The organism is Acidovorax sp. GW458-11-26-14-TSB4 (assembly GCF_059423865.1).
The window spans coordinates 396,521-410,029 of record NZ_JBWKYR010000001.1 but is presented as its reverse complement, the minus strand read 5'-3'; the positions used below and the strand labels follow the sequence as shown (position 1 = coordinate 410,029).

Annotated in this window: 12 protein-coding genes; 5 read left to right on the top strand and 7 right to left on the bottom strand. The window is 70.2% G+C overall.

Annotated features, from left to right (window positions below; genetic code table 11):
• Positions 1-221: 221 nt before the first annotated feature.
• Positions 222-668, top strand: a complete 447-nt coding sequence (locus AC07X5_RS01945; protein WP_409954683.1) for a MerR family DNA-binding transcriptional regulator — start codon at positions 222-224, stop codon at positions 666-668.
• A complete protein-coding gene (locus AC07X5_RS01940; RefSeq protein ID WP_409954684.1) occupies positions 665-1,126 on the top strand; it encodes a PaaI family thioesterase in 462 nt (153 codons plus the stop codon). The genes AC07X5_RS01945 and AC07X5_RS01940 overlap by 4 nt, the downstream gene beginning before the upstream one ends.
• Here AC07X5_RS01940 and AC07X5_RS01935 read toward each other — a convergent pair.
• A complete protein-coding gene (locus tag AC07X5_RS01935) occupies positions 1,119-2,225 on the bottom strand; it encodes a 3-deoxy-7-phosphoheptulonate synthase (protein WP_494768851.1) in 1,107 nt (368 codons plus the stop codon). The two genes, AC07X5_RS01940 and AC07X5_RS01935, sit on opposite strands and share 8 nt — an antisense overlap.
• Before the next feature lie 132 nt (positions 2,226-2,357).
• Here AC07X5_RS01935 and AC07X5_RS01930 point away from each other — a divergent pair, with 132 nt between their 5' ends.
• Positions 2,358-2,717: a VOC family protein gene (locus AC07X5_RS01930; protein WP_409954686.1), complete on the top strand. Its 360-nt coding sequence runs from the start codon at positions 2,358-2,360 to the stop codon at positions 2,715-2,717.
• 5 nt (positions 2,718-2,722) lie between these two features.
• Here AC07X5_RS01930 and AC07X5_RS01925 read toward each other — a convergent pair whose 3' ends face one another.
• From AC07X5_RS01925 to AC07X5_RS01910, 4 genes are all read right to left on the bottom strand, one after another.
• Positions 2,723-3,226 carry a C40 family peptidase gene (locus tag AC07X5_RS01925; protein WP_494768850.1) on the bottom strand — a complete coding sequence of 168 codons (504 nt, stop codon included), beginning with the start codon at positions 3,224-3,226 and terminating at the stop codon, positions 2,723-2,725.
• 98 nt (positions 3,227-3,324) lie between these two features.
• Positions 3,325-5,007 (bottom strand): 2-isopropylmalate synthase, encoded by a 1,683-nt coding sequence (leuA, locus tag AC07X5_RS01920; protein ID WP_494768849.1) that lies wholly within the window; start codon positions 5,005-5,007, stop codon positions 3,325-3,327.
• A 294-nt stretch (positions 5,008-5,301) separates the two neighbouring features.
• Positions 5,302-6,000 carry an MOSC domain-containing protein gene (locus AC07X5_RS01915; protein WP_494768848.1) on the bottom strand — a complete coding sequence of 233 codons (699 nt, stop codon included), beginning with the start codon at positions 5,998-6,000 and terminating at the stop codon, positions 5,302-5,304.
• Positions 5,997-6,707, bottom strand: coding sequence for a glutamine amidotransferase (locus AC07X5_RS01910; protein ID WP_494768847.1), 711 nt, complete (start codon positions 6,705-6,707; stop codon positions 5,997-5,999). The genes AC07X5_RS01915 and AC07X5_RS01910 overlap by 4 nt, the downstream gene beginning before the upstream one ends.
• A 40-nt stretch (positions 6,708-6,747) precedes the next feature.
• On the opposite strand from AC07X5_RS01910, the gene AC07X5_RS01905 reads away from it, so the two are divergent.
• Together AC07X5_RS01905 and AC07X5_RS01900 are read left to right on the top strand one after the other, a co-directional pair.
• Entirely contained in the window at positions 6,748-8,058 is a 1,311-nt protein-coding gene (locus AC07X5_RS01905) for an aminotransferase class I/II-fold pyridoxal phosphate-dependent enzyme (RefSeq protein ID WP_494768846.1), read from the top strand.
• A gap of 51 nt (positions 8,059-8,109) precedes the next feature.
• Positions 8,110-8,475: a YciI family protein gene (locus AC07X5_RS01900; RefSeq protein WP_494768845.1), complete on the top strand. Its 366-nt coding sequence runs from the start codon at positions 8,110-8,112 to the stop codon at positions 8,473-8,475.
• Between the two features lie 15 nt (positions 8,476-8,490).
• On the opposite strand, the gene AC07X5_RS01895 is transcribed toward AC07X5_RS01900, so the two are convergent.
• Together AC07X5_RS01895 and AC07X5_RS01890 are read right to left on the bottom strand one after the other, a co-directional pair.
• On the bottom strand, positions 8,491-12,423 hold the full coding sequence (locus AC07X5_RS01895; RefSeq protein WP_494768844.1) for a WG repeat-containing protein: 3,933 nt from the start codon (positions 12,421-12,423) through the stop codon (positions 8,491-8,493).
• A 178-nt stretch (positions 12,424-12,601) separates the two neighbouring features.
• A complete protein-coding gene (locus AC07X5_RS01890; protein WP_494768843.1) occupies positions 12,602-13,486 on the bottom strand; it encodes a LysR family transcriptional regulator in 885 nt (294 codons plus the stop codon).
• Positions 13,487-13,509 lie beyond the last annotated feature (23 nt).

The window sequence follows — 13,509 nt, the reverse complement described above, 5'->3', positions numbered from 1 at the left end:
TGGTGGGGGGAAGAATGGAAAAGGACTGTGGCCCTGCGCCGCCAACCTGTTGGCGCAACCAGCCAGCATTTCTAGACGTAAAAAGTGTTCCCTGCAACCTTAAAAGGACAATCCTACACCGGGAAGTCGGGCGGCCTGGTCCCGCAAAACCCGCATGGGGCCCTGCGGGGCAGTCGCGCAGGCAACCTTCGTGCAGGGCGAGGCTTGCTAGCCTTCATGGCATGCAGATCTCCGAACTCGCCCGCCGCACCTCGGTCTCGGTGCATGCCCTGCGGCACTACGAAAGCCAGGGCCTGCTGCTGCCCGAGCGCCGGCCCAACGGCTACCGCGACTATGCCGAAGGCACCGAGCGCGAGGTGGTCTTCATCGCCATGTCGCGCCAGCTCGGCTTTGCGCTGCCGCGCATCGCCGGGCACCTGGCGGATTTCCGCAGTGGCCGGCTGAGCATCGCCACCATGGTGCAGGCGCTGCAGCAGCGCGCGCAGGAGCTGGCCGACCAGGCGGCCCTCTTGCAGGCGCAGCGCCAGAAGGTGCTGGAACACATGGCCTGGCTGCAGGCCAGGGCCCCTGCGTCGCCTGCCCCGTCCCCTCCCGCAGCACCACCCTGGCCGCGCGTGCGCCGGCGTGCCGCGGGCCCTTCCTCGCCAACCCACCGGAGCCCACCATGACACACAGCCCCACCACCCCGGCCGGCCTGCTGCAGGCCCATGTACTGGCCATGCCCATTGCGCAGACCCTGGGCTTGCGCTTCACCCGGGTGGCCCCCGGGCGCGTGGACCTGGAGATGCCCATGCAGGAATCCCTGTGTTTCCGCACAGGCCAGCTGCAGGCCACGGCCGTGTTCGGGCTGGCCGACTTCGCCGCCGTGGCGGCGGCCGGCAGCACCCTGCCGGCCGGCTGGGTCAATTCCACTGTGGATGCCCAGGTGAAGCTGCTGGCCCCCGCGCGCGGCCACTGCCTGCGCGCCAGGGGCCGGGTGGTGAATGCCGGTCGCACACTCACCGTGTGCGCGGCCGACGTCTATGCGGTGGCCGATTCGGGCGAGGAGACCTTGTGCGCCACCTTGCTGGCCACGGCGCACAACACCGAGGCCAGGCAAGCCCCCGGCCCGGCGGTTGTCAGTTGAGGGCTCTGCGGGCGCGCACTGCCTGGGCCAAGCCTTCGAGCACCGGCACGGTCTGCGCCAGGCTGATGCAGGCGTCCGTCACCGACACGCCATGTGCCAGCGGCTGGCCGGGCACGATGTCCTGGCGGCCTTCCTGCAGGTGGCTTTCGACCATCAGGCCGGTGATGCGCGTGTCGCCCGCGGCGATCTGCCGCGCCACGTCCTCGGCCACGGTGATCTGGCGCTGGTGCTGCTTGCTGCTGTTGGCGTGCGACACGTCGACCATCACCTGCGGGCGCAGGCCGGCCGAGGCCAGCATGGCGCAGGCGGCCTCCACATCGGCCGCGCTGTAGTTGGGCTGTTTGCCGCCGCGCAGGATCACGTGGCAGTCGTTGTTGCCGCGGGTCTCGAAGATCGCAGCCTGGCCCATCTTGGTCATGCCCATGAAGGCGTGCGCGGCGCTGGCCGCCTGGATGGCGTCGCTGGCCACCTTCACACCACCATCGGTGCCGTTCTTGAAGCCTACAGGGCACGACAGGCCGCTGGCCAGTTGGCGGTGGCTCTGGCTCTCCGTCGTGCGGGCACCGATGGCGCCCCAGCTCACCAGGTCGCTGATGAACTGCGGGCTCAAGAGGTCCAGGAACTCCGTGCCCACCGGCAGGCCCAGGGCCAGCACGTCCAGCAGCAGTGCGCGTGCCATCTCCAGCCCCTCGTTGATGGCGAAGCTGCCATCGAGGTGCGGGTCGTTGATGTAGCCCTTCCAGCCCACGGTGGTGCGTGGCTTCTCGAAGTACACGCGCATCACCACCAGCAGCTCGCCGGCCAGCGCATTGGCGTGCTGCTTGAGGGCGCGGGCGTACTCCATGGCCTGGCCATGGTCGTGGATGGAGCACGGCCCGACCACCACGATGAGCCGGTCGTCCTGGCCGTGCAGCACGCGCGAGATCGCGGCGCGGCTGGTTTCCACCAGGGTCTGCGCGGCCTCGGGCGCGGGCTGCCACTCCTGCAGCAGGGCCGGGGTGATCAGCGGGCGCACGGCCTTGATGCGGGTGTCGTCGATGCGGGTCGTGTCGTGGGTGGACAGCGCTGCCGTGGCGGTGGTGTGTACGTGGAGGGTCATGGTGGCTGCCATTTTCGCCTTGGTCGCGGGAGGGCTTTGCGCTAGGGTTTCGTCCTACAGCCTTTCGCCCCTGCCGCAGATATACCTAGGGCCTGCCCTAGCCAGTCCAACCGCCCGTCCCCAGGAGTTTCCATGGCCATCCAGAACGCCCTTGCCAGTGTCGCCGTCAGCAGCCTGCCGGATGCCGTGCAATGGTATGGCGCCCTGTTCGAGCGCGGGCCCGATTCGCAGCCCATGCCCGAACTGGCCGAATGGACCTTGCCGCAGGGCGGCTGGCTGCAGGTCTACGAACTGCCCCGGCGCGCGGGCCGCTGCTCGGTCACCCTGGCGGTGGACGACATCGACCGGCAGGGCGAGCAACTGGAACGCATGGGCGTGGACACGGCCCAACGCTCCAACAGTCGCAAGGTGCGCGCCATCCTGGTGACGGACCCGGACGGCAACCACCTGGCCTTTGCGCAGGCCCTGGGGCGCACTCAGCTCTCGAACTGAGGGGGTCAGGGCCGACGGAAGGCGGGCCGCTGGCCCGCCCAGTGCTTGGCGCTCAGTTGGTCCAGCCGCACCGTGCCGCCCGTGGACGGCGCATGCACGAAGCGCCCCTCCCCCACATAGATGCCCGCATGGTTGGGCTGGCGCCCGGTGCCAAAGACCACCAGGTCGCCGGCGCGCAACTCGCCTCCTTCGATCGGGTAGCCCCAGGTATTGAGCGCGGCCACAGTGCGTGGCGGCGGCGTGCCGACCTGGTTGCGGTAGACATAGCCGATCAGCCCGCTGCAGTCGAAGCCCGAATCCGGCGTGTTGCCGCCATAGCGGTAGGGCGTGCCCACCAGGCCCAGCGCGTGGATGGCGATGCCGTGCGCCTGGTCCGGGCTCAGCGGCGGCGTGGTGCGGACCGGGGCGGACGGGAAGGAAGACGACGACGACGAGGGAGGCCGGGAGCTGCCGCAGCCTGCGATCAGCAGCGCAGCGGACACCAGGGCCAGGCAGGAAAGGGCACGCATGGATTGCAAGCGTACCGTACCCTGCGGGCGGGGGTGAATGCCCCGCCGTGGCGCCTGCCTTTTGTGAAGGCCCGCGCCACTGTGGTCCCTGTCTTTCGTTACACGGTTGCAGCCACTGCCCGGGCACCTTCGCGGCGTTCGGCGAGCCGGTTGGCCACGCTCACGATGGCCTGTACCGAGGCCGTCACGATGTTGTGGCTGGCGCCTGCGCCAAAGGTGGAGCCGGCCACGCCTTCGAGCGCGGCCTCCACGATGGCCAGGGCCTGGGCGTTGGCGCCCGTGCCCGTGGCGCGTTCTTCGTAGTGGTCCACGCGCAGCGGCAGGCCCAGGGCGTCCACCGTCGCAGCGATCGGGCCATTGCCCTGCCCTTGCAGCGTCTGGCGCACGCCATCGATGCTCACGTCGAGCTCGATGCCCTGGCCGTCATCGGCCAGTTTGTGGCCGTGGCAGACGATGGCGGCCTGGGGGCCCGAAGCCAGGTAGGTGGACTGGAACAAGGACCACAGCGCATCGCCCGTCATCTCGCCTTCGCTGGCATCGGTCTGGCGCTGCACCACGGCGCTGAACTCCACCTGCATGCGCCGAGGCATCACCACGCCGTGCTCGCGTTCGAGCAGAAAGGCGATGCCGCCCTTGCCCGACTGGCTGTTCACGCGGATCACGCTGTCGTAGGTGCGGCCGAGGTCCGCCGGGTCGATGGGCAGGTAAGGCACTTCCCACAGGGCGTTCGGGTCCTGCGCGGCAAAGCCCTTCTTGATCGCGTCCTGGTGCGAGCCCGAGAACGCGGTGAACACCAGGTCGCCCGCATAGGGGTGGCGCGGGTGCACGGGCAGGGCCGTGCATTCCTCGGCCACGCGCGCCACGGCGGTGATGTCCGAGAAGTCCAGGCCCGGGTGCACGCCCTGGGTGTACATGTTGAGCGCCAGGGTCACGATGTCCACGTTGCCGCAGCGCTCGCCGTTACCGAAGAGGCAGCCCTCCACGCGGTCGGCGCCGGCCATCATGGCCAGCTCGGCCGCGGCCACGCCGGTGCCGCGGTCGTTGTGCGGGTGCACCGAGAGCACCACATGTTCGCGCGGGGCCAGGCGCCGGTGCATCCACTCGATCTGGTCGGCGAACACATTGGGCGTGGCGTTCTCCACCGTGGTCGGCAGGTTGATGATGATGGGCCGGCCCGGGCCCACGCCCCAGGCCTTGATCGCCGTCTGGCAGGCGCGCAGCGAGACTTCGAGCTCGGTGGCGCTGAAGGTCTCTGGCGAGTACTGCAGCGTCCATTGGGTGCCGCGCTCGGCATCGGTCAAACGCTTGAGGTGCGAGACGTTCTGCTCGATGAACTCCATGACCTGCGTCACGTTCATGCCGAACACGATGCGGCGCCAGGCCGGTGCCGTGGCGTTGTACAGGTGCACGATGGCGCGCGGCGCGCCGCGCACGGCCTCTACAGTGCGCTCGATCAGGTCGGCGCGCGACTGCGTCATGACCATGAGGGTCACGTCCTCGGGCACCAGGTCTTCGTCGATGAGGCGGCGCACGAAGTCGAAATCGGTCTGCGAGGCGGCGGGAAAGCCCACCTCGATCTCCTTGAAGCCGATGCGCACGAGCTCCTGGAACAGGCGCATCTTGCGCTCGCCGTTCATGGGCTCGAACAGGGCCTGGTTGCCGTCGCGCAGGTCGGTGGACAACCAGATCGGCGCCTGGGTGATGGAACGCGAGGGCCAGGTGCGGTCGGTGAGTGCGACCGGGGCGATGGGCTGGTACTTGGTGGCGGGCTTGGCAATCATGAGAGGCTCCACGAACAGGTGCGTGCAGTGCGCCATGCGGTGGGCGCTGCCTGCATGCAGGTCAAACGAAATGAATACGGATGACGTCCCCTGCAGCCCTTTGCACAGGTGCAAAGGCTGGTTCGCGGGCCGGGGTCAGGGGGAAATCAGGTGTTGCGCAGAACGGCAACGGTGGCGAACGCAGGCAGACCCCGGCCAGGCACTAGGCCTAGAGCTAGGGTGGATAGGGACATGCTGCGTTGCATAGAGGCAAATGCTAACACGGGCTTTGCCGCGCTGCCAAGCCCTGGATTTTTAGCCGCCCTGTGTGCGCCGGCTCCAGTCCTCGACCTCGCCCTGCTCCAGCCGCCGCGCCACCAGCTTCTGCCACGAGGGCGGCAACTGAGGCAGCGCTGCCAGCTCGCGCAGCAGGTCCGCGTCGAGCGTGCGGTGGTAGAGCACCTCGATCACGCGGGCCAGAGACCATGCAGGGTGCGGGCGCGCCACCAGCGTGATGGCATCACCCGCCTGCACCGTGCCGGGTTTGAGCACGCGGTAGTACCAGCCGGTGCGGCCCGTGCGCTGCACGGAGAGCGCCATGTCGCGCTGGCCGAAACGGGTGTTGAGCTTCCAGCAGGGCTGGCGCGTCTGCGCCACCTCCAGCAGCACGCTGCCCATGCGCACGCGGTCGCCCCAGCACAGGTCGGCCTCGGTCATGCCGATGCTGGCGATGTTCTCGCCAAAGGCCCCTGGCTGCGTCAGCACGGGCAGCTCTCCGAATTCGCTGCGCCACAGCGTGTAGTGGCCCAGCGGGTACTGGTGCACGGCCTTGTCGGGGCCGCCGTGGATGCGGGTGTCGCCCTGTTCGTCGCCCTGCAGGCCTGTGGTGCCTACGTGCACCGGGCCCGCGACGGCCTGCTTGGCGATGGCGCTGCGTGCATCCGGCCGGTCACCGAATGGCACGGCGGCCCCACGCAGCACGGCCGCCACCTGGCCCAGCACTACCGGGCTCATGCGGCGTCCGCTCCCAGGCCGTCGAGCCAGGCACCGAACACGGCCTCGGCCGCATGCGCCAGTGCGGCCCCGTGTGCGCGTGCACCGGCGCGCAGCGCATGCAGGTCCACGCCAGCCGCAGCGAGTTCGCAGGCATGGCCCACCAGCCACTGCTCGATGCGCGACAGGTCCGCTTCCAGGTGGAACTGCAGGCCCAGCGCATGCGTGCCGATGGCAAATGCCTGGTGCGGGCACAGCGGGGTGGTGGCCAGGCCCTGGGCACCGGCCGGTATCTCGAACTGGTCGCCATGCCAGTGCAGCACCGGTGTGCCGTCGGCCAGGGGGGCCAGCACCGAGCGTGCGCCGCCCGGCGTGAGGGCCAGCGGCGCAAAGCCGATCTCCTTGTGCCCCATGGGCGCCACACCCGCGCCCAGGGCCCGCGCCATGAGCTGCGCACCCAGGCAGACGCCCAGCACCGGCTGGCGCCGAGCCAGCCGCTCGCGCAGCAGGGCCAGGGTGTCGGCGAGGAAGGGGTAGGCCGCATCGTCGAAGGCGCCGATGGGCCCGCCCAGCACCACCAGCAGGTCGGGCTCGGGGTGCAGGTGGTCCGCGAGCGGGCCCACGCCGGCCTCGTGCATGCGCACGGCATAGCCACGCTGTTGCAGCAGGGGGGCCAGCAGGCCCAGGTCTTCGAAGGGAACGTGGCGCAGCACAAGCGCGGTCTTCATGGCGGTTTCCTTGTTTGTACTAATACATTAAAATAAATGTATGAGTACATTGTACGTTTCTGGAAAATCCGCTGCCGACATTGCCGACAGCCTGCTGGCCGCCATGCGCGACGGAACCCTGCCGCCCGGCAATCCCCTGCCCGCCGTGCGCGTGGCGGCACAGCAGCTGGGCGTCAACCCCAACACCGTGGCGGCAGCCTACGCGCGCCTGCGCGATGCCGGCCACGTGGTGACCGACGGGCGCCGCGGCACGCGCGTGGTCGAGCCGCCCGCGCGCATGCCGCATGCCTACGCCGTACCCCCCGGCCTGCGCGACCTGGCCAGCGGCAATGTCGATGCTTCCCTGCTGCCCCAGTTGCAGGGCGGCCCAAGCGCCTGGGCGGCGCTGACTTCCTCGGCGGGCTACGACGCTCCGGCCGATCTGCCCGCACTGCAGGCCGAGGCGCGCCATTGGCTGACGGCCCAGGGCCTGCCGTGCGAAGAGATCGCCGTGTTCTCGGGCACGCTCGATGCGGTGGAGCGGGCCCTGCGTGCGCACACGCGCCCGGGCGAGCGCGTGGCGGTCGAAGACCCCTGCTGGCCGCCCATGGTGGCGCTGCTGCACAGCCTGCGCCTGAAGCCCGTGCCGCTGCCGGTGGATGGCGAAGGCGTGTGCGTCCCCGAAGCCGGGGTGCTCGAAGGCTGTACGGCCCTGGTGCTCACGCCGCGTGCGCACAACCCCACGGGGGCAGCCATCAGCCCCGCGCGCTGGAAGGCGCTGCAGCCCCGGTTGCAGGCCCTGCCCCGGCTGCTCGTGGTGTTCGACGACCACTGGGGCCCGCTCAGCAACGCGCCGCTGGCCGCGGCGGCAGCGCTGCCTGCGCTGTGGCTGCACGTGGTCTCGCTCAGCAAATTCCTCGGGCCCGACCTGCGCGTGGCCGTGGCTACCGGCAGCCCCGCCCTGCTGCAGACCCTGCGTGCGCAGCAGGCCCTGGGGCCGCGCTGGGTCAGCCGCATCCTGCAGGGCCTGGCGGCCGCCCTGTGGCGGCAGATGCGCGACGGCAGCGCGCTGGCGCAGGCCGGCGGCTCGTACGCCGCACGGCGCCAGGGCCTGGTGCAGGCACTGGCCGCGCAGCAGATCACCGTGGCGCCCGGTGAGGGCCTGCACCTGTGGCTGCCCGTGGCCGACGAGGCAGCCGTCGTGCAGTCCCTGGCCTCGCGCGGCTGGGCCGTGCAGGCCGGCGGCCCGCTGCGCCTGGCCAGCGCGCCGGCCGTGCGCGTGAGCCTGGGCGGCTGCAAGCCCACGGACATGGCCCGGCTGGCGGCCGACCTGGCGCAGGCGCTGCGCACGCCGGGACGTGCCGTGTTCTGAGTTCTAGAATCGCGCCCATCTGAACCACCACCCCCTGCCGGAGACAACCCCATGCCCTACATGCTGCTCATCATGGAACCCCCAGGCCAGCGCGCCGAACGCGGCCTGGCCGCCGGGCAGGAGGTCTATGCGCGCATGCAGCGCTTCGGTGCCGGACTGCAGGCGCGTGGCCTGCTGCTGGGGGGCGAATCGCTGGCCAACGACACCGACGGCGTGCGCCTGCAGGTGCGCGAAGGCCAGCCGCGCCTGGTCGATGGGCCCTTCGCCGAGACCAAGGAAATGGTCGGCGGCTTCTTCCTCGTGGACTGCGCCACGCGCGAGGAGGCCCTCGCCATCGCGCGCGAATGCCCGGCCGCGGAGTGGGCGACCATCGAAGTGCGCGCCATCGCTCCCTGCTACGACGGTGCGGCCGCCTGAGCGGCCGCAGACCCGTCAATCGTCGTTCTCGGCCTTGCCCTGCGCGGCGTAGGCCAGGCCGATCTTGCGATACAGCCGGTGCCAGACGAATAGGTAGAGCACCACCACCAGGCAGGCCACGCCCAGCGCGGGGCGGAAAGGCGTCGAGAACACAAAGCGCCAGGCCCAGTACAGCTCCGAGAAGCCCATCAGCGCAAAGGTGCCCAGGCCCACCCACGGGCCCTCGGCGCGCCAGGCGCCCACCGACACGAAGGCGTGGGCGATGAGCGCGGAGAGTGCCAGCAGCGCATTGGTCACCATGGACAGCACGGGCCGCACCTCGAACCAGCCCGCCAGCCCCTTGAGCGTGGGCGCATCGTCGGACCTGGAGGTCAGCGCCGCCTTGACGATCATGGCCATGAACAGGCCCTTGCTCTTCCAGCCGCTCGAACCGGACCCGCCCAGCATCGCATCGGCCAGCTTGCGCGTGAGCCAGTCGTGGCGGGAGGATGAACCGCTGCTGCCATCGCCGTCGTCCTCGTCGTCCTTCTCCTCGGGCGGCAACTGCGCGATGGCTCCCGGCACCTGGTCGCGCAGTGCCTCGGGCACGTGCTCCATGGCCCCACTGCGGCTGCGCACGGCATAGGCGCACACAGTGAGGGTCCGCAGCGCCTCGGGCACCTCATCCAGGCGCCAGCCGCCGTCCTTCACATGCTCGATGCAGGCTTCTTCGTTCAGCATGGCCGGCGGGATCTGCCGGAACTCCTTGACACCCTGGCGCAGCGCCGCCGCATAGCGCTCGGGGGTCATCAGGCGCCGCGGCACGAAGCGCACGGTGTCTTCGTCGGCCTCCATGGCCACGTCCACCATGGCATCGGTGATGCGCTCGCGCGGAATGTCGGCTAGCGTGCGCGGGTGTGTGCCCAGTTGCTCCATCAATGTCGCGTCGTCGGCGGCACTGGCCTGCCCGCGCGCCAGCGCGTGCAGCCAGCGGGTGTCTTCGTGGTCGCCCCACTCCGACTGGAACTGCGGGTACAGGGACAGTACGGTGGATGCCTCCAGCGCTGCCTCCCGTTCATGGCCCAGGGCGCGGTGGGCGCTGGCCATCACGTAGTGGGCATTCTCGGGGTTGCTGACCTCCGAGCGGCCCAGCTGCGCGTCGGCGATAGCGCCTTCGTGGTCACCGGCCCACAGTTTTGCCCAGGCCCGCGTGACATGCCAATGGCTGGCCTGGCTCGGCTCGCCCTGCTTGCGCAAGCGCTCCAGGTGGTCCTCGATCATGCGGGTAGCCACCTTCACGCGCTCGGCCTCCGGCACCTCCAGGAACACGCTGGGGCTCTCCTTGAGCGCCGCCACGCACACCGCCACGCTGCGCATCGGCCGGGGGATTTTCTTGAGCGACAGGCCGTTGGTGCGTGCCGATGCCAGGCACAGTTCGGGGGTGACCAGGGCCGGCGGAATGTGCTCGATCAGGCAGCCATAGTCGTGCCGCACGGCACGTTCGGCCAGCTCGGGCGTGATCTTCGCCGGATCGATGTAGCTGATGTTGTAGATGTCGGCCTTGAGCGCCGCGGCCTCCAGCGCATCGGTGCGCAGCCAGCGCGCCACGTTGCGCAGCGGCACCTCGGCGCGCACGGCCTTGAGCGCCATTTCGGGCGTGACCAGGCAGCCCCAGACGTCGTACAGGCTGTTCTTGTCCCAGGTGGTCGGCAGCCGGCTGCACCGTTCGTCGCGGTAGTCCCAGTCGCGGTCCCCGGCATAGAGCCCGCGTGCCAGGGCCAGGCCCTCGGCGGTCATGCATTCGGACGGGATCGCGGTCGCCGTGCGCACGTCCCTGCGGATCAACGCCTCCAGCCGGGCAGGCGTGTGCAGGTACGCGGGCAGCCAGGACAGGTTGTCCACGTAGTGGGCCAGCGTGGCGTCGGCCATCGCATCGTCCATCCACTGCGCGGGTACGCGGTAGATCGCATAGTGGTCATCGGCCACGGCCTGCAGCCATTCCTCGCGGGTCTGGGGCTCGGCGGGCCTCGGCGCAGCGGTGCCGCCCTCGCTTGCATCCGCTTCATCCCCGGGCGTGCCCGCCACTGCGCTGTCGTGTGCGCGGCGTGCCGTCTCCAGGGCATCGAGGCTGGGCGAGGCCATCAGCCACAGTTCCCACCAGGCGTCCCCGTCGCCCGTATCCGAATGCGCGTACAGCGTGAGCCATTGCTCGCGCGACTCGCGCAGCACACCGCTGTCGCCGGGCAGGGCCTGCGCCAGCGGCACGGCCCAGGCGTAGCTGCGTTGCTCCCTGCGGTTCCACGGCACGATGCACTCCGGGTCTGCATCAGGCTTGCCGTAGCGCGCGGTCAGCGTGTCCAGCAAGGCGGTGCGCAACTGCCCTACGGCATCGCCAAGTTCGCTGCCCAGGTAGTCGTAGTAGCCGTTGTGCTCTTCGCTGATGTAGGCGCGCGCGATGCGGCGCACGGCCACGGTGCGGTTGGCCTGCACGGTGGCTTCGTCCTCATCGTCGTCCTCGTATTCATCATCATCACCGTCGTCGTCATCGCGGGCACCATGCTCCGGGGAGGACTCGCGTTCCAGCGTTTCGCCAGCCGCCAAGCGGTGCAGGCGTGCCTCGGCCTCGGCCAGCAGGTCTTCGGCCAGGGCGGTGACCTCCTGAGGCGCCACCATGCCTTCCAGGTGGTCCGTGGCGGGGGGCGTGAAGAACGGGCCTGGCGGCCGGCAGCCATCCAGCGCATTGCTGCTGCGCCACAGGGGCGTGCCGTCGGCCTGCTGCAGGGCGACCTGCTGGCCGTCGTACACGGCGCGCCACACCAGGGCACCCTCCTTGTCGACAAAGTGCACCTGGCCATCGCGCGTGAGAAAGGGCACCAGCGGGGTGTCCGGCTCTTCGCCCACCAGCCAGCCATCGCCATCGGTCAGCGGCTCCAGCAGTGGCTCGCCCACGGTGAACACCCGCCCGTCCGGGTGCAGCATGCCCCAGGTGCCTGGTCCGGCATCGCCCCTGCGCGGCGACGCGAGCACCACCGCGCAGCCGCCTGCGGCGCGGAAGTGGCTGCCCCAGGCCAGCGCCGGTGTGGACAGTGCCGTGCCGTCGGCGCGCAGGAAATCCGTGCCGTTGTGCGTGTTGGCCGCCAGACCGCAGACCATGCGGTCGGACAGGTGCCTCTCGCCCCTGACCACCACGCGGCCCCGGGCATCAAGGTAGCCGTGGCCGTTGTACCAGGATTCGGGCTCATCGAAATAGGCCAGGCCGGCGTCGTTGAATGCCTGGATGCGTGGGTAGCGCGGCTCCAGCACCCACTGGCCGCGGGTGTCGATCAGGCCCCATTTGTCCTCCTCGATCGAGGCCGGGGTCACCGGCAGCTCGCCGAAGGGCCACACGAAGTCGAAGCGCGGCTCGATCACCCAGCGGCCGTCGCGGTCCACGAAGCCCTGCAGGCGCTGGTTCTTCTTGCGGTCCCAGTGCGTTGCGCGCGCCAGGCCGCCAGCGCCGAACAGGCTCAGGTCATGAAAAATCTGCTCCGAGGTGAAGCGCCCCTCGCGGTCGATGCTGCGCCAGGCGTTCTCGCCCACCTTCACGGCGCACAGCCCATCGCGGAAAGCCCGCGTGTCCTCGAAGCTTGGTGCTATCACCACCTCGCTCGCCAGGTTCACAAAGCCCCAGCGCCCGTCCTGCAGAAAGCGCGCCATGCCGTCTTCGGAATAGTTGCGCGCGTTCTCCAGCGTGGGCGGCACGCGCCAGCGGCCCTCGGCATCGATGTAGCCCCAGCGGCCATCGCCAGCCTGGGCGGCGGAGATCCAGCCCCCCTGCCCGTCGGCGTTGAAGCGAAGCAGGGAGCGCAGCCCCTCGGCCGGTGCCACGGCCCGGCCCGGGTGCACGATGACGTGGGCATTGCGGCTGCCGTCGGGCGACAGCGGGATGCTGGCGACCCACGGGGGCGCCGCAGCGGTGTTCTTTTCCATGGTTCTTTTCCTCCGCGCGGGATCGTAAGGGCGGGTCAGGGAGCGCGCAGCCAAAGACCCCGTGCGCCCGCGAAAAACCGGGCATTTGTCACGCTTGCAGCCACCGGGTCCTGCGGCCGGGGCCGGGCCGGCGCGGGTTCTGGGTTAGGGGTGTATCAATTCGTCAGAGATGTTGCCTTCAGTTGTGCAGGGAAAGGGCCGCTGCGCGCACGGCGGCCAGGAATTTGGCCGCGGCCGGAGTCGGCACGGCGCCCCGCCGGGTGATGGCGCTGATGGTCAGCTCGGGCAGGCGCTCGCGCGCGGGGATGGCGCGGATGCCATGGCGCGCGAGTTCCCGGTCCAGCGCCGGGCGCGCGAACACGCTGATCAGGTCGCCCCGGCCCACCAGTGCGCGCGTGATCTCCATCGAGCGGCTCACCACGATGCGCTCGGGCGCGGGCACGCCGCCGCCGGCAAACAGGTCCTCGACCATGGCCCGGTCCCAGCCCACCCATTCCGCGTGCTGCAGCGCCGCCAGGCTGCGCGCCCGGGCACGCGGGTGGCCTACGCGCGCGCAGATGGCCAGCGGTGTCGTGAGCAGCTCCTCGCAATCGAGCTCGGGGCCGGTGCGCTCCACGCGGTGCTGCACCAGCGCCAGATCGAGCAGCCCTTCGCGCAGCGCGGGCAGCACCAGGGGTGCCAGGCCCTCGCTGAACTCCAGGGCGGTCGCCGGCAGTTCGGCGCGGAACAGTGCCAGCGCCTGGGGCAGCAGCGCCATGGCGGGAACGGAGGACACGGCCACGCGCACGCAACCGAGCTGGCCATCGCGCATCTGGCGCAACTCGTCGCGTGCGCGCTCGGCCTCCTGCTCCAGCAGGCGCGCACGCTTTTCAAAGGCCAGGCCGTACTCGGTCGGGGTGACGCCCTGGGCGCCGCGCACGAAGAGTGGCACCGCCAGGTGCTCTTCCAGTTCGCGGATGGCGCGCGAGACGGCGGGCTGGGTGATGTGCAGCGCATTCGCCGCCTGGCGGATGCTGCGCAGCTGCACCACGGCGAGGAAGGCTTTGAGCTGGTGCGGTTTCATGGCGGGTACTGGTCGGGGATTGG